The 15,550-nt window shown below is 61.2% G+C and carries 12 protein-coding genes; 4 read left to right on the forward strand and 8 right to left on the reverse strand.

Features of this window, described 5'->3' with window-relative positions:
• Window positions 1-865: 865 nt before the first annotated feature.
• Both GQR96_RS02530 and iolC read right to left on the reverse strand, forming a co-directional pair.
• The gene (locus GQR96_RS02530) at window positions 866-1,723 is read right to left on the reverse strand and encodes a MurR/RpiR family transcriptional regulator (RefSeq protein ID WP_004206536.1); all 858 of its coding nucleotides are present in this window, start codon (window positions 1,721-1,723) and stop codon (window positions 866-868) included.
• 151 nt (window positions 1,724-1,874) lie between these two features.
• Window positions 1,875-3,788, reverse strand: a complete 1,914-nt coding sequence (gene iolC, locus GQR96_RS02535; RefSeq protein ID WP_069734328.1) for a bifunctional 5-dehydro-2-deoxygluconokinase/5-dehydro-2-deoxyphosphogluconate aldolase — start codon at window positions 3,786-3,788, stop codon at window positions 1,875-1,877.
• Between the two features lie 505 nt (window positions 3,789-4,293).
• On the opposite strand from iolC, the gene iolD reads away from it, so the two are divergent.
• Genes iolD through iolE form a run of 4 tightly spaced genes read left to right on the forward strand, consistent with a single transcriptional unit; the run spans window position 4,294 to window position 9,143 of the window.
• Window positions 4,294-6,234 carry a 3D-(3,5/4)-trihydroxycyclohexane-1,2-dione acylhydrolase (decyclizing) gene (gene iolD / locus GQR96_RS02540; RefSeq protein ID WP_064795200.1) on the forward strand — a complete coding sequence of 647 codons (1,941 nt, stop codon included), beginning with the start codon at window positions 4,294-4,296 and terminating at the stop codon, window positions 6,232-6,234.
• A gap of 46 nt (window positions 6,235-6,280) precedes the next feature.
• Window positions 6,281-7,294, forward strand: a complete 1,014-nt coding sequence (locus tag GQR96_RS02545) for a bifunctional inositol 2-dehydrogenase/D-chiro-inositol 1-dehydrogenase (protein WP_004152192.1) — start codon at window positions 6,281-6,283, stop codon at window positions 7,292-7,294.
• Between the two features lie 41 nt (window positions 7,295-7,335).
• The gene (locus GQR96_RS02550; protein WP_004152193.1) at window positions 7,336-8,220 is read left to right on the forward strand and encodes a sugar phosphate isomerase/epimerase family protein; all 885 of its coding nucleotides are present in this window, start codon (window positions 7,336-7,338) and stop codon (window positions 8,218-8,220) included.
• 23 nt (window positions 8,221-8,243) lie between these two features.
• The gene (gene iolE, locus GQR96_RS02555; RefSeq protein ID WP_004192343.1) at window positions 8,244-9,143 is read left to right on the forward strand and encodes a myo-inosose-2 dehydratase; all 900 of its coding nucleotides are present in this window, start codon (window positions 8,244-8,246) and stop codon (window positions 9,141-9,143) included.
• 186 nt (window positions 9,144-9,329) lie between these two features.
• Here iolE and GQR96_RS02560 read toward each other — a convergent pair whose 3' ends face one another.
• The 6 genes from GQR96_RS02560 to GQR96_RS02585 form a co-directional block, all read right to left on the reverse strand.
• On the reverse strand, window positions 9,330-10,640 hold the full coding sequence (locus GQR96_RS02560; protein WP_043519346.1) for an ABC transporter substrate-binding protein: 1,311 nt from the start codon (window positions 10,638-10,640) through the stop codon (window positions 9,330-9,332).
• Complete coding sequence (locus GQR96_RS02565; protein ID WP_023319610.1) at window positions 10,633-11,706, reverse strand: ABC transporter ATP-binding protein; 1,074 nt, start codon at window positions 11,704-11,706, stop codon at window positions 10,633-10,635. Before GQR96_RS02565 ends, GQR96_RS02560 begins: the two co-directional genes overlap by 8 nt.
• Window positions 11,707-11,711: 5 nt before the next feature.
• The gene (locus GQR96_RS02570; RefSeq protein WP_004192335.1) at window positions 11,712-12,536 is read right to left on the reverse strand and encodes a phosphodiesterase; all 825 of its coding nucleotides are present in this window, start codon (window positions 12,534-12,536) and stop codon (window positions 11,712-11,714) included.
• Between the two features lie 10 nt (window positions 12,537-12,546).
• Window positions 12,547-13,434, reverse strand: a complete 888-nt coding sequence (locus GQR96_RS02575; protein ID WP_048294078.1) for a carbohydrate ABC transporter permease — start codon at window positions 13,432-13,434, stop codon at window positions 12,547-12,549.
• Window positions 13,424-14,308: a carbohydrate ABC transporter permease gene (locus GQR96_RS02580; RefSeq protein WP_004146807.1), complete on the reverse strand. Its 885-nt coding sequence runs from the start codon at window positions 14,306-14,308 to the stop codon at window positions 13,424-13,426. The genes GQR96_RS02575 and GQR96_RS02580 overlap by 11 nt, the downstream gene beginning before the upstream one ends.
• 130 nt (window positions 14,309-14,438) lie before the next feature.
• Window positions 14,439-15,458 carry an NADPH-dependent aldehyde reductase Ahr gene (locus GQR96_RS02585; RefSeq protein WP_004178400.1) on the reverse strand — a complete coding sequence of 340 codons (1,020 nt, stop codon included), beginning with the start codon at window positions 15,456-15,458 and terminating at the stop codon, window positions 14,439-14,441.
• Window positions 15,459-15,550: the final 92 nt, after the last annotated feature.

A 15,550-nucleotide genomic window follows, 5' to 3' on the forward strand; every position in this document is an offset into this window, starting at 1 on the left:
CGTGACGCGTAGACGCCGATAAAAAAGGCCGGTTAGCGATGCTAACCGGCCTTGTTGTTTGAGGCTGCGGGTGTTTTTTAGCGAAAGGCTCCGCGGAATCCCACTCCCTGGCCCGGCAAGCGCAGCGTTGCCGGGCCGTCAGGCACCGTACCCGTGACTGTGCCGGATGGCGCTACGCTTATCCGGCCTACAGGATCCTCTCCTGAGCCCATATACCCCACGCCCGGCAAGCGCAGCGCCGCCGGACAAGATATCAGACTCGATACCTGGGATGTTGTCGGGTGGCGGCTGTGCCTGGCCCGGCCTACAGGGTCCCTGCGACCTGTCCCTGATTTACCCACTTGCGCGACTGAAACTGCCGGTGCTGACGGCCTCAAAATCGCTGAGACGTTCCCGGAAGGCCGGGGCAGCCCGCATGGATGCGGGCTGAGGGCCGTGTTTTGCACGGACGCTGCCTCGGCCCGACCCGAAGCCTGCAGGGATAAGTCGAAGGGACCGCGCAGCGGCGATTTTGCTGGCCGGAGCCCGGGGGTACAGGGGGCGGCGGCGACTGGCCGCCCCCTGTGCGCTCCCTGCGCCATGCCAGGCATAACGCAGACGATTAACCGGGAGCGCAAATTTCGCTGAAGTTACACGTAATAAACGCATTGTCTGGCCGGGAAAGTTGCAAACCGATAACAGTCTCTACGGCATCCCGCAGGCGCACATATCCCAGGCCCGGCAAGCGCAGCGCCGCCGGGCAGGACACCTCCGACGCCATACCCGTCTTTGTGTCGGATGGCGGCATAAATGCCTTGCCCGGCCTACTGGCGCCTCCCGCAGGCTTATACAACTCCGCCGGGCAACTAACGCCAGGCGGCTTATTTCACGCCTTCTGCTTGGCCTCAGACTCCTGACTGCTGTTCAGCGCCAGCGACACCGCCAGCGTCTGGGCCAGGCACAGGGAAGCAACCTGCGAGCGGAAGCCATCCACCTGCGCTTCCCGCACCACAAAGCAGACATCGCTGAAGGCCGCCAGCGGGCTGACCTGGCTGTCGGTAATGGCGATCTGCCGCGCTTTGCGCTGCGCGCCCAGCTCCACCAGCTCGACCACTTCCCGGGCGTACGGCGAGAAGCTCACCGCCACCACCACGTCTTTCGGGCCGACCAGACTCAGCTGCTCGGTGAACATGCCGCCGAGGCCGTCGATCAGAAAGGCTTTGCGATCGAGGTGGCGCAGCGCATAGGTCAGATAGGAGGCGACGCTGAACGACCGGCGCAGGCCAATGACGTAGATATTTTCCGCCTCGCCCAGCAGGGCCACCGCGCGCTCCAGCTCATCGCTGGAGGTCTGCATCGCCAGCTGCTGCAGCGCCTGGTTGTTCACCATCGTGAACATATTGAGAATTTCCGTCGGCGTTTCCGGCGGGCTGGACTCATCGCTGGTGGTCTGGCGGAACAGACGGGCGCGCTCGGTATAGTTGGCGGTCTCTTCCATCAAATGCTGCTTGAACATCTGTTTCATTTCGTTAAAGCCGCTGAAGCCGAAGGCGTTGGCAAAACGAATCAACGTGGAAGGGGGAACGTCCGCCTGTTGCGCAATGGAGGCCACGGTATCGAAAGCCACGCTATTGCTGTTATCAAGGATATAGCGGGCGACCTGTTTCAGGCGTTTGCTTAACGTATCGTAGCGACGCCTGATTTCATCCTGCAGGATGGTCAGCTGTGTTGGGTTATTGGCCATAGAGTGCGCTCTGAGAAAATGGAAGGAATATGGCTTCCAGTGTACCAAATGAAGCGAATTTTTCATTTATTGCGACGAAATACGCGATTCATTTCACGAAGAAACAGAAAAACGCCCGCTCCGCAAGGTGACGGAGACGGGCGTCGGGGGATCAGCGGCGGGCTTCGCGCCAGTAGCCAATAAGCGTCAGGTAGTTGCGTTTCACTTCCTCTATCAGCGCCTCATCGCTGAGCTCACCCTGCATCCAGCGCCGCGACGGCTGGCCAAAGATGGTGCGCCCGACGGCGAAACCTTTGATCATCGGGTGTGCGGCCGCCTCGGCAAAACCGGCGCGCAGTTTGTCGGAAGGCGCGTCGAGACCGAGGATCAGGATCCCGCGGCTCCACGGATCTTCGCGCTCGATAAGGGCGGTGATCTGCTGCCAGCTGGCGCTGGAGAGCGGCGGCAGCTTCCACCAGTCCGGCTTGATCCCCAGCTGATAGAAGTGTTCCAGCATGGTGTGGTAATGGCGCTCGTCTTTGTCCGGGCCATTTTCCGGCAGGATCACCTCCAGCAGCAATTCATGGCCTGACTTGTTACAGGCCTGCCACACCTCGAGCAGCAGGGCGTCCTGCTCTGCACGCAGCGCCGCCGGGTCGTCCGGGTGATAGAAGACCAGACATTTGACGACATGCTCCAGCGGCCAGTCGATCAGCTGCGAGCCGATGTTGCCATGCTCCAGACGCAGCGGCCGCGAGCTGGGCAGTTCGATAGGGCGCCCGATCCACCAGCCCTTGCCGGTAATGGCGTTCAGCGCACGCTGGCCGTAGGTGCCGTCGGCCAGAATACCGCTGCGCTGGTCAAGGCCCGCCTCCTGCGCCGCCGCTTCGGCCGCGGCCAACAACAGCAGCTTGAGCTGCGGAATGCAGGCTTCATCGCGCCCGGTCTCCCGCGCCAGATCGGCCAGCTGTTTGCGATGGTCGAAGGCGAAAATGCACAGCTCCGGCCACTGCTGGCGGCGGCTGGTCACCCGGTGCAGGTGGTTGAGGCGCTCGTCGACGTCCGGGCGCGGCACCGATTCGGCGCGCTGCAGGTAGTCATCGAGTTCGACTTTGGTCGGCATCGCTGGCGCACAGCCGTGGCGGGAGACCACCAGCGCCCCGCAGGCGTTGGCATAACGGCAAGCCTGCTCCCAGCCCTCGTCGTTAAGCCAGCCGCGCAGCAGGCCAGACATAAAGGCATCTCCGGCGCCCAGCACGTTGAGCACCTCCACGCGCACGCCCTGCTGCAGCGGCACCTGGTCCCAGCTGTCCGGGATGTCGCCTTCCAGCACCACGCAGCCCATCGGCCCGCGCTTGCAGACGAGGGTGGCTTTGGTGGCATGGCGCACATTTTTGAGCGCGGTCAGGGTATCGGTGCTGCCCCCGGCAATATGAAACTCTTCTTCGGTTCCCACCACCAAATCGAACAGATGCAGCACTTCCTGCAGCTGGCTGGTGACCGGCCCGGACTCAATGAAACGGGTTTCGCCATCGCCGAGCGAGGTGAGTCCCCACAGCACCGGACGGTAATCGATATCCAGCGCGGTACGCAGGCCGTGACGGCGGGCGTACTCCAGCGCCTTCAGCACCGCGGCGCGGGTGTTGGCATGCGACAGATGGGTGCCGGTCACCGCCAGCGCCCGGGAGGAGGCAATATACTCCTCGCTGATGTCGTCAGGCGTTAAGGCCATATCGGCGCAGTTATCGCGGTAGAAAATCAGAGGGAAAGTCTCCTGATCCTTTATCCCCAGCATCACCAGCGCGGTCAGGCGGGATTTGTCGGTAATCAGATACTCAGTATCCACCCCGGCGCGGTTGAGCGTTTCGCGCAGGAAACGGCCGTTGTGTTCATCGCCAACGCGCGCCAGCATGGCCGATTTCAGCCCCTGAATCGCGGTGCCAAAGGCCACGTTGCCGGAGGAGCCGCCCAGATATTTCGCGAAACTGGCAACGTCTTCTAGCCGCGAACCGATCTGCTGGGCATAGAGGTCGACGGCCACCCGACCTATACAGATGACGTCGAGCCGCTTTACTGCTGCATTCATAGCTAGGATTTCCTTTTTGGTGTCTGCTGCCTGGAAGGGTCGGGATCCCGACGTTGACTCCGTGAACAGCCTGAGGGTTATTGGTTACCCTTAGTTTGAGAAATAAATATTTCATTTGCAAACTCGTTCGAAATTAAAAAACCAAAAGTGTGAGGGATCTACCACTCTGCCGCACTGAGCCTCGCGCGAGCGCGGATCGTCCCCACTGTTGACCCGGGAGAAAATGAAACGCCACACGACAGCCATTTACCTATGATTTTTAAGGGGATATTGTCGTGTGCTGCGGCAAAAAAGGGCCCGAAAACGTGTCAGGAATGTAAGTGAAACGTATGAAATGGGTAGAGAGTTTGATCCTTCTCGCAAAATGAAATATTTCTTCTGTATTTGTATTTAATGAAAAAAATGTTTGCCTATAATCCACAGGTATTCCAGTGACGTGAACGACGGCCCCGGCGGCATCGGCGCGACGCCACACACAAATACTGAACAATAAGGATTGTGCATCATGGGCAAACTGAGACTGACAACGGCGCAGGCGCTGGTGAAGTTCCTCGATAACCAGTACCTGGAAGTGGATGGTGTAGAGCTGAAGTTCGTGAAAGGCATTTTCGCGATATTCGGCCATGGCAACGTCCTGGGGCTGGGGCAGGCGCTGGAGCAGGACAGCGGCGACATGCGCGTCTATCAGGGGCGCAACGAGCAGGGGATGGCCCACGTGGCCACCGGTTTTGCCCGCCAGGCCTTGCGCCGGCAGATTATCGCCTGCACCTCCTCCATCGGTCCGGGGGCGGCCAACATGATCACCGCCGCCGGCACCGCCAGCGCCAACCGCATTCCGCTGCTGCTGCTGCCGGGCGATGTCTTCGCCACCCGCCAGCCGGACCCGGTGCTCCAGCAGATTGAACAGAGCTACGATCTCAGCATCAGCACCAATGACGCCTTCCGCGCGGTCAGCAAATACTGGGACCGCATTACCCGCCCGGAACAGCTAATGAGCGCCTGCATCAACGCCATGCGCGTCCTGACCGACCCGGCGGAAACCGGCGCGGTGACGCTGTGCCTGCCGCAGGACGTGCAGGGCGAAGCCTGGGACTACCCGGAATCCTTCTTTGCGCGCCGGGTGCACCGTCTCGACCGCCGCCCGGCCAGCGCCGCGCAGCTGGCGGACGCCGTGGCGGCCATCAAAGCCAGTCGTAAACCGCTGATCGTCTGCGGCGGCGGGGTGAAATACTCCGGCGCGGGCGAAGCGCTGTCCCGTTTCGCCGAGCGCTACGGGGTGCCCTTTGCCGAAACCCAGGCCGGGAAGGGGACGGTGGTCTCTTCTCACCCCCTGAACGTCGGCGGCGTCGGCGAGACGGGCTGTCTGGCGGCGAACCTGCTGGCGAAAGAGGCCGACCTGGTGATCGGCGTTGGCACCCGTTTCAGCGATTTTACCACCGCCTCGAAATGGATTTTCCAGCACCCGGAGGTGCGTTTCCTGAATATTAACGTCAGCAACTTCGACGCCTGGAAGCTGGACGGTATTGCCATGCTGGCGGACGCCCGGGAAGCGATGACCGCCCTCGACGCGGCGCTGGCGGACAGCGGCTGGCAGGCCGGCTGGGGCGCGCAGATCGAGAGCGTGCAGAGCCGTCAGTTAAAAGAGACCCAGCGCGTCTACCAGGCGGTGTGGCAGGAAAAATCCTTTGTCCCGGAGATCGACGATCATCTCGATCGCGAATCGGTGTATCGCGAGTTCCGCCAGATCACCGACTCCACCCTGACCCAGAGCAGCGTCCTTGGGGTACTGAATGAAACGCTGCCGGCCGAGGCGGTGATCGTCGCGGCGGCGGGCAGCCTGCCCGGCGATCTGCAGCGCGTCTGGCGCAACCGCGCCGAAAACACCTACCACGTGGAGTACGGCTACTCCTGCATGGGATACGAAGTCAACGCCGCGCTGGGCGTGAAGCTGGCGCAGCCGCAGAGCGAAGTCTACTCCCTGGTCGGCGATGGCTCGTTCATGATGCTCCACTCTGAGCTGGTCACCTCCCTGCAGGAGCGGGCGAAGATCAACGTCGTGCTGTTCGACAACATGGCCAACGGCTGCATCAACAACCTGCAGATGGAGCACGGGATGGACAGCTTCGGCACCGAGTTCCGCTACCGCCAGCCGGAAACCGGCCAGCTGCAGGGCGGCCTGGTGCCGGTGGACTTCGCCACCATCGCCGCCGGCTACGGTTGCAAAACCTGGCGCGTCACCACCCTGGACGAACTGCGCCACGCGCTGGACGCCGCCCGTCGCGAAACGGTCAGCACCCTGATTGATATTAAAGTGCTGCCGAAGACCATGGTGCACAAATACGGCAGCTGGTGGAACGTTGGGGTCGCCCAGACGGCGCTCTCTGAGCGGATCCGCAAAGTTGCGCAAATGATTAATGAAAAGCGCGCCCAGGCGCGTGATTACTAAAACGAACATCCACTCTGAATCCTACAGACTTACGGAGAAAACCATTATGTCGCTCAAATTAGGTGTCATCGGCGCTGGCGCTATCGGTAAAGAACACATCCGTCGCTGCACCCAGGTTCTGCAGGGCGCCACCGTTGTGGCGGTGTCTGATATCAATGCCGACAACGCCCGTGCGGCGGTCGCGCTGCCGGGCGTGCAGGCGGAAGTCTACGCCGACGGCCACGACGTGATTAACGCCAGCGATGTCGACGCCATCCTGGTCACCTCCTGGGACCCGACCCACGAAGAGTACACCCTGGCCGCCATTGCCGCCGGTAAGCCGGTGTTCTGCGAAAAACCGCTGGCGATGTCTGCGGAAGGCTGCCGCCGCATCGTCGATGCCGAAATGAAGGCCGGCCGTCGCCTGGTGCAGGTAGGTTTTATGCGCCCATACGACGAAGGCTATCTGGCGCTGAAAAAAGTGATCGACGATGGCGATATCGGCGCGCCGCTGATGCTGCGCTGCGCCCACCGCAACCAGTCGGTCGGCGAGAACTACACCACCGATATGGCGATCACCAACACCCTGATCCACGAGCTGGACGTGCTGCGCTGGCTGCTGAACGATGACTACCGTTCCGTGCAGGTGCGCTTCCCGCGCTCCACCTCGCATACCCACGCGCGTCTGAAAGATCCGCAGATCGTCTCCTTTGAAACCAAAAAAGGCACCCTGATCGACGTCGAGGTGTTCGTGAACTGCCAGTACGGATATGACATCCAGTGCGAAGTGGTCGGCGAGACCGGGATTGCCCGTCTGCCGGAGCCGTCTGCCGTCCAGATGCGCAAGTCCGCCAGCCTGTCGACTGCCATCCTGACCGACTGGAAAGACCGCTTTATCAAAGCCTACGACGTTGAGCTGCAGGCCTTTATCAACGACGTCAAAGCCGGCCAGCTGCACGGCCCGTCGGCCTGGGACGGCTACGCGGCGTCGGTGGCGGCGGACGCCTGCATTAAAGCGCAGGGAACCAGCGAGCCGGTTGAAGTGACGCTGCCTGAGTGCCCGGCATTCTATAAACGTTAAGCACGTTTTGCTGACGGAACTTCTTTGCACAGGTAACGACGATGAAAATTGCCTTTGATGTGGATGTCATTAAGGACCTCGGGATCACCCGCATGGTCCATCAGGTAGCGGAGTGGGGCTACAAGTACATTGAACAGTCGCCGCACCCGCAGATTAACCCGTTCTACAAGCACCCGCGCGCCAGCCGGGAGATCATGGCGGAGTACAAGCAGGCGCTGCGCGATACCGGCCTTGAGCTGTCGTCGTTTATCTGCGTCTACCGCTGGTCCGGCCCGGACGAACTGCGCCGTCAGGCAGCGGTGAAAAACTGGAAACGGCTGGTGGAAATTGCGGTGGAGATGGGCGTTCAGGTGATCAACACCGAGTTCTCCGGCGATCCGAATCAGCCTGAGATCTGCGATGAAATGTTCTATCGCTCGATGGAAGAGCTGTTGCCGATTTTTGAGCGGGAAGGCATCCGCGTGGAGATCCAGGCGCATCCCTGGGATTTCTGCGAAGAGAACAATGAAACCGTCGATATTGTGAAGTCGTTCCGCAGCGATAACGTGAAGTACGTCTACAGCGTGCCGCACACCTTTTTCTACGACAAAGGCGTCGGCGACGTGGCGAGCATGCTGCGCTATGCCGGGAGCGATCTCTCCCATGTCCTGATTGCGGATACCCGCAATCATACGAAACATTGCCGCTATATCGTTAACCCGCCGGGCGTGGATGCCGTGGTGCACCAGCACGTAGGCGTCGGGGAAGGGGATGTGGATTTCGACGCGCTGTTCCGCACCCTGCGCGAAATGAAATTCGCCGAGCAGACCTTCAAGGTCGGCGGGGAGCCGATTGTCGCCACCTCGCTGTTTGGCTACCCGGAAAAAATGAAATACCAGGCAGTGGAAACCCGTGAACTCATTGAACGTGAATTGCTGCGCCGTTAAGGCGCAGCGGCAGGAGCCCTACTATGAACAAAGATAACGTCAAACTGGCTATCGCCCCGATCGGCTGGACTAACGATGATATGCCGGAGCTCGGCAGCGAAAACACCTTCCAGCAGATCGTCAGCGAAATGGCGCTGGCCGGCTTTACCGGCAGCGAAGTCGGCAGCAAATATCCGCGCGACCCGGCGGTCCTCAAGCCGATGCTGGATATCCGCGGCATTCAGATCTGCAACGCCTGGTTCAGCACCTTTTTCGCCAACGGCCAGCGGGAAAAAACCATTGATGAATTCGTCAATCACATGAACTTCCTGCATGCGATGGGCGCGAAAGTGATTGGCTGCTCCGAGCAGAGCGGCAGCATCCAGGGGCTGGATAAACCGATCCTCGGCGATGCGAAGCCGTGCTTCAGCGAAGAGGAGTGGCAGCGGGTGGCGGAAGGCTACAACACCCTCGGTCGCCTGGCGGCGGAGAAGGGGATGCAGGTCTGTCTGCACCACCACATGGGCACCGGCATCCAGACCACTGCGGAAATCGACAAGTTTATGTCGCTGGTGGACGAGCGCGTCTTCCTGCTGTTCGACACCGGCCACGCCTGGTATTCCGAAGGCGGCGAAGCGCCGATGCTGGCGATCCTCAAAAAGTATCTGCCGCGCATCAACCACGTTCACCTGAAAGACGTCCGCCCGCCGGTGATCGACCAGGTGCGCCGCGACGGCCTGTCGTTCCTCGACGGCGTGAAAAAAGGCACCTTCACCGTCCCGGGCGACGGGGTGATCGATTTCCGTCCGGTGTTCAAGCTGCTGGACGACTTTGGCTATAAAGGCTGGATGGTAGTAGAAGCCGAGCAGGATCCTGCCCTGGCCAATCCTTTCGAATACGCCGTCAAAGCGCGCAAATATATCCGCGAAACGGCAGGGATCTAATCGTTGTGACATTTTCAGGCCATACCGGGTATGGCCTGCTTTTTTTCCTTTCACAACCGGACTCAGGGCTTAACCACAGCGCCGGACAGTTCCCTCTCCCGGGCCCAGGGCTCAACCACAGCGCCGAACCGTCCCCTCTCCCTCAGGGAGAGGGCCAGGGTGAGGGTGACGATGACGGGTAAAGCGTCACTTCACTTCCGCCAGCGCGGTCTTATCCACATAAGGTTTCATCAGCGCGTCGGCTTCCTTCTGCGCCGCCTGCACCGCCGCTTCCGGCGTCACTTTGGCATCGTTAACCACCGCCGCCAGCTGGTTCTCCATCGCCTTACGCACCGCTACGGTCTCCCAGGTGGAGTACCACGGATGGGCGTACTTAAGCTGCTCAAGGGCGATCGCCGCCCGCGGATCCTGCTGCAGATAGGCCTTCATCTCCGGCGTATCGTATGACGCCTTGCGCGGCGAGAAGTAGCCGGTAAAGCGGCTCCATGCGCCGTTCACGTCGGGGCTCACCAGATAGGTCAGGAACTGATACGCCGCTTTCTTCTGCGCATCGCTGATGCCTTTAAAGCTCACCAGGCTGGCGCCGCCGATCGGCACCGCGCGCTGCTCTTTGGCCGGCAGCATCGCCACCCCAAGCTCAAAGTCTTTGCTGTTCTCGCGCATAAAGCCCAGCGCGCCGGTGCTGAGCATCGCCATCCCGAGCTTGCCGGAGAAGAAAGCAGCGCTGATCTGCTTCGAGTTCAGCACCCCGGACGGCATCACCTTGTCCTTGTAGATCAGATCCTGCCAGAAGCGCAGGGCGCCGATGGCGGTCGGCGAGTTGTAATAGACCTCGCCCGGATAGTCTTCGTTAAAGTATTTCCCGCCGTTGGCGCGCACCAGTGCCGAGAAGATCCAGCCGCCGTAGTCGTCATTGGTCGACGGCAGCATGATCCCCCACTGGCCTGTGCTCTCGTCGGTCAGCTTTTTGGCATCGGCCAGCAGCTCGGCCCAAGTCTGCGGCGGCTGTTTGATCCCGGCCCGATCGAACATCGTCTTGTTGTAGTAGAGGATCGGCGTCGAGTTATGGAACGGGATCGCATAAGTGGTGCCCATCACCTGGGCGTTCTTATGCATCGCGGGCCAGAATTCCTTTTGCAGAAAATCGCCGGCCTTTTGATCGCCATATTTAAACAGCTCATCCATCGGCAGGATCTCATCCTTCAGCGCCAGATCGGTGGTGAAGTTGGCGGACATGATCACCAGCGCCGGCGGCTGCCCGGCCTTTTGCGCCGATTCGGCTTTGATCTTGGTGGTGTCGTAGTTGCCGGTGAAGATGCCGCGTACTTCGACATCCTGCTGCGAGTCGTTGAATTGCTTAATGACGCGGGTCATCTCCATGGTCAGCTTGCCGTCCACCGGCGCCGGGAACATGAAGTCTATTTTCTCTTTTGCCAGCGCCGCGCCGCTCAGGGCAAGACTGAGGCCAACCGCGACTACCGTAAAAGGTTTAAACATGATTACACTCCATCAATAAATTATGCTGGGTCTCAGCATGAAAAAGATGCACATCGGCAGGCGAAAAGCCGATCGGTAGCGACTCGCCTTTCTCCGGCACCGTGCCGCGGTGGCGGCGGCTAAAGCGCAGGGTGCCGATCGGGGTGCTGACGTGGAGCAGATAATCGGCTCCCATTAGTTCTCGTTGTAGAACGGTGGCCGGCAGGCGCAGATGGCCCTCCTCCACGCGGTCGGTAATATGTTCCGGTCGAACGCCCAGCCAGACGCGAGTCTGATCCCGGTGGCGCGGTGGCAGCGGATGGCGCTGTTCTCCCAACAGTACTTCACCGTTGGCGCAGGGCAGCGACAGCAGGTTCATCGCCGGCGAACCGATAAATCCGGCGACGAACAGGTTGGCCGGGTTGGCGTAGAGATACTCCGGGCGCCCGACCTGCTGCACGTGGCCGCCGTTCATCACCACGATGCGGTCGGCCATCGACATCGCCTCGGTCTGGTCGTGGGTCACATAGATGGTGCTGGTTTTCAGCTGCTGGTGGAGGGCCATAATGCTGTCGCGCACTTCGCTGCGCAGACGGGCGTCGAGGTTGGAGAGCGGCTCGTCCATCAGGAACAGCCGCGGATTGCGCACAATCGCCCGGGCCATCGCCACCCGCTGGCGCTGGCCGCCGGAGAGCTTCGCCGGTTTGCGGTCAAGCAGCGCCTCCAGCTGCAGCATCTGCGCCACTTTGTCCACCCGCGGCTGCCAGCTGCTTTTCTCTTCCTTGCGCACCTGCATGCCGAAGGTAATGTTGTCGCGCACCGACAGATGCGGAAACAGAGCATAGTTCTGGAAGATCATCGCGAAGTTGCGCTCGCGCGGCGTGGCGGCGGTGATGTTCTCATCATGCAGCCAGATTTGGCCTTCGCTAACCGGCTCCAGCCCGGCGAGCAGGCGCAGCAGGGTGCTTTTCCCGCAGCCCGACGGGCCGACCAGCACCACGAATTCGCCTTCGTGAATATCCAGCGACAGGGCGCTGAGCGCCGGCTTGCCGTCGAAACGTTTACTGATGTTTTGCAGACTGAGCATGGCGGTTAGCGCTCTTCCGTTGGGCAACTGATGTTTTCGTCGTACAGCCACGGCCCGGCGTAGTGGGCCAGCGAGTGCTGGTAGCTCACCCACTGCTCGCCGACCTGGCGGTGCATCAGGCACGAAGCCGGGGAGAGGTCGTAATAGGGCCGGGTATCTTCGTGGCAGTACGGCACCTGGTGGACGGTGCCGGGAATGGTGGAGATCAGCGCCTGCCGATACTGGGTCATGGTCAGGCTGTGGTTATGGCCGCAGAAGATGCGCGTCAGCGACGGGAAACGCTCCACCAGCGCCAGCAGACGGTGGCCGTTTTCGCAGGCGATCGGGTCCATCTGCGCATTGCCCAGCGGCAGAGGCGGGTGGTGCATAAAGATAGTCGCCGGTTTGTCGCCGCCCTCGAACAGCTGGGCTTCCAGCCAACCGATGGTCTCGTCGGTCAGCCAGCCCTTCGAGGTGCCGGCGCGGCTGGAGTCGATAAACAGCAGGCGGGTGGCGAAGTCATCCACCGCATAGCGCATATTTTGCGGATCGTTGCCCAGCTGCGGGCACAGCGGGTGAAGATGCTCCAGAAAATGGGCTTTGTCGTCGTGGTTGCCGGGGATCAGATACAGCGGATAGTTCAGGCTGCCGAGGATCTGGCGGGCCACCTGATACTCCTCCGGGCGGCCGCAGTTGACGATATCCCCGCTCACCACCACCGCGTCCGGGCGCTCGCGCAGCGCGTTAAGCTGCGAGACCACATCGGCGTTGGCGGCGTTGACGTCGATAAAGCCGTACAGCTTCTCGCCGCGGCTGCGGAAATGGGTATCGGAAATGTGTGCTAACAGCATGAATCACTCCTTATTTGATCCCGGAGAAGCCGAAGCTCCGCAGGAACTGTTTCTGAAAAAGAATGAACGCCAGCATCAGCGGCAGGCAGACCATCAGCGTCCCGGCGCCGATGGTGCCCCACTGGCCGCCGGATTCGGCGCCCATGGCGAAGGAGACCAGCCCGACGGTCAGCACCTGCTTGTCGGGATCGTTGAGCATCATCAGCGGCCACAGGTACTCGTTCCAGTGGTAGGTAATGCTGACGGTGGCGAAGGCCAGCACCGACGGCCAGGACATCGGCAGCAGCACGCGGAACAGCACCTGCCACCAGCGGCAGCCCTCCATCAGCGCCGCCTCCTCCAGCTCTTTCGGGATGGCGAGGAACGCCTGACGCATCAGGAACACGCCGAACGCCGAGGTGAAATAGGGCATCATCACCCCGGTGAGGGTGTTGAGCAGGCCGAAGGTTTTCAGGGTCAGCATGTTCGGCACCATCATCACCACTGGCATGATCATCAACTGCACCAGGAACAGGAGAAACAGCGTCTGCTTGCCGCGAAATTCGTGGCAGGCGAAGACGTACCCGGCGGTGGTGATGGTCAACAGCTGCACGAAGAAGGTGCCGAAGGTGAAGATAAGGGTGTTGGCGTACAGGCTCAGCCAGTCGGCGCTGTTCCAGGCGTCGCGGAAGTTATCGAGGGTTAGCGGCAGGCGCGGCAGCAGCGAGGCCATGTCTTCCCCGAAGGTGGTGGCGCTGAACGAGGTGGCCAGCATCCAGATAAACGGGCTGATCCACAGCAGCGCCAGGCAGCACATTAATACTGTAAGCGTAAAGGGCGACGAGCGGCGCAGGCGCAACCACAGTGGACGGGCGGCGGCGGGTGTGCGGACCAGCAGCGGCGAGATGTCAGCGCTCATAGTGGGCTCCTTTCTCCAGCAGTTTCAGGTTAATCAGCGAGAAGGCGAACAGCCCGGCCAGGGTCAGGAAGGTGGCGGCGGAGGCTTTGCCAAGGTCGTGGGTATCCCAGGCGAGATTCTGAATGTAATAGAGCAGCACGGTGGTGGCGTTGTCCGGCCCGCCGCGGGTCATCACCGCCACGTGGTCGATCTGGGTGATGGAGTAGATCAGCGCGGTGGTGATCACAAAGCTCAGCGTCGGGCGCAGCAGCGGTAGCGTGACCTTAAAAAAGACCTGCGTGCGGGTAGCCCCTTCCATCAGCGCCGCTTCCCGCGTCGAGGCCGGAATGCTCTGCAGCCCGGCGAGGAAAAACAGCATGTAATAGCCGGCGAACTTCCACACACCGATCAGCGCCAGGGCCAGCAGCGCGCTGTTGCTGCGCCCCAGCCAGTTGTTGTTCATCGGCCCGAACAGCTTCGCCAGATAGTGATCGAGCAGGCCGAGGCCGGGCATAAAGATAAACAGCCACAGCGCGGCGGCGCTGACCATCGGGATAATCATCGGGAAGAAAAAGGCGGTGCGCAGCCAGCGGTTGACGCGATGGTTCTCGCTCAGCGCCACCGCCAGCAGCAGGGCGAGGGTCACCCCGGGCACCACCGTCAGCAGGATATAGAGCAGGTTATTGCCCAGCGACTGCCAGAAGACGTTATCGGCAAACAGGCGGGCGAAGTTATCCAGCCCGACGTACTGTGCGCCGTCGCTGGCCATGCGGGTATCAAACAGGCTGTCATACACCGAACGCCCCAGCGGGAACCAGGTAAACAGCAGTAAAAACAGCAGGGAAGGCGACAGGATCAGCCAGGGAAGCCAGGTCTTTCTCATGGTGACGCGCATCTCGTTCAGCCATTTATCGAAGCCCGGATTGTGGGAAGCAATGACTACAGAGGCATGGCGGGGAGATGACGGTTTGATGAAGCGACGGGGAAAACGCCGGGCGAGCGGGCCGCCCGGCGGGAGAGAACCATCAGAAGTCGGCTTTCAGCACCGCGCGGTAGCGGGCTTTGCCTTCGCGAACGTGCTTCAGCGCTTCGTTAATTTGTGACATCGGGAACAGCTCGGTGGTCGGGGCCACTTTGCTGCGCCCGGCGAACTTCATCAGCGTGCGCAGTTCGGACGGGTTGCCGGTCGCCGAGCCGGAGATGCTGCGGTCGCCGCCGATAAGGGTAAAGGCCGGCACCGGGAACGGCTTCATCACCGCGCCGACGGTATGGAAGTTGCCGCCGTAAGCCAGGGCTTCGAAGTACGGCTGCCAGTCGAGATCCACAGCCACGGTGTTGATGATCAGGTCAAACTGGCCGGCCAGCGCTTTTAAGGCTTCCGGATCGCGGCTGTTGACCACGCGATCGGCGCCCATCGCCAGCACTTCCTGCTCTTTGGCCGGGTTGGAGCTGAAGGCGGTCACTTCCGCGCCCATCGCCCGCAGCAGCTTAATGGCGATATGGCCGAGGCCGCCGATACCGATCACCCCGACGCGGCTGGTGGCGGTGACGTGGTGGGTCAGCAGCGGTTTAAAGACGGTGATGCCGCCGCACAGCATCGGGCCGGCGGACGCCAGATCGATGCTCTCCGGCAGAGGGATCACCCACTGCCAGTCGGCGCGCAGCTTATTGGCGAAGCCGCCGCGGTTGAGAATGGTCGGCACCGAGCCTTCCAGACAGTTGATCTGGTTGCCGCTGATGCAGGCGTCGCAATGACCGCAGCTGCGCGCCGTCCAGCCGATGCCGACCTTCTGGCCAATCTTCAGCCCTTTATCCTGCGCCGCGCTGCCCAGCGCCGCCACCCGGCCAATCACCTCGTGGCCGGCCACCAGCGGGTAGCTCGACATCCCCCATTCGTTGTCGATCATCGACAGGTCCGAATGGCAGATCCCGCAGTATTCCACCTCAACTTCAACATCTTCCGGCTGCAGCTCGCCGGCATCGTATTCCCACAGCGACAGATCGGCGCCCGCTTCTTTGGCGGCGTAGCTTTTAATAATGCTCATGTTTATTTCCTTGGGGTTGGCGTGATAACCCAGAAAGTGTAGAGCATGGCATTCCATGGCGCTTGGCAATCGGAGGGGTCGCGAAGCGGGCG

Source organism: Klebsiella sp. PCX, assembly GCF_021869705.1.
In the GTDB taxonomy this organism is placed as follows: Bacteria; Pseudomonadota; Gammaproteobacteria; order Enterobacterales; family Enterobacteriaceae; genus Klebsiella; species Klebsiella quasipneumoniae.

Excerpts from the sequence above, each read along its gene's own strand:
- iolD (WP_064795200.1), top strand. The coding sequence starts at position 4,294 with ATGGGCAAACTGAGACTGACAACGGCGCAGGCGCTGGTGAAGTTCCTC.
- iolC (WP_069734328.1), bottom strand. The coding sequence starts at position 3,788 with ATGAATGCAGCAGTAAAGCGGCTCGACGTCATCTGTATAGGTCGGGTG.
- GQR96_RS02585 (WP_004178400.1), bottom strand. The coding sequence starts at position 15,458 with ATGAGCATTATTAAAAGCTACGCCGCCAAAGAAGCGGGCGCCGATCTG.
- GQR96_RS02565 (WP_023319610.1), bottom strand. The coding sequence starts at position 11,706 with ATGCTCAGTCTGCAAAACATCAGTAAACGTTTCGACGGCAAGCCGGCG.
- iolE (WP_004192343.1), top strand. The coding sequence starts at position 8,244 with ATGAACAAAGATAACGTCAAACTGGCTATCGCCCCGATCGGCTGGACT.
- GQR96_RS02575 (WP_048294078.1), bottom strand. The coding sequence starts at position 13,434 with ATGAGCGCTGACATCTCGCCGCTGCTGGTCCGCACACCCGCCGCCGCC.
- GQR96_RS02580 (WP_004146807.1), bottom strand. The coding sequence starts at position 14,308 with ATGCGCGTCACCATGAGAAAGACCTGGCTTCCCTGGCTGATCCTGTCG.
- GQR96_RS02550 (WP_004152193.1), top strand. The coding sequence starts at position 7,336 with ATGAAAATTGCCTTTGATGTGGATGTCATTAAGGACCTCGGGATCACC.
- GQR96_RS02570 (WP_004192335.1), bottom strand. The coding sequence starts at position 12,536 with ATGCTGTTAGCACACATTTCCGATACCCATTTCCGCAGCCGCGGCGAG.
- GQR96_RS02560 (WP_043519346.1), bottom strand. The coding sequence starts at position 10,640 with ATGTTTAAACCTTTTACGGTAGTCGCGGTTGGCCTCAGTCTTGCCCTG.
- GQR96_RS02530 (WP_004206536.1), bottom strand. The coding sequence starts at position 1,723 with ATGGCCAATAACCCAACACAGCTGACCATCCTGCAGGATGAAATCAGG.
- GQR96_RS02545 (WP_004152192.1), top strand. The coding sequence starts at position 6,281 with ATGTCGCTCAAATTAGGTGTCATCGGCGCTGGCGCTATCGGTAAAGAA.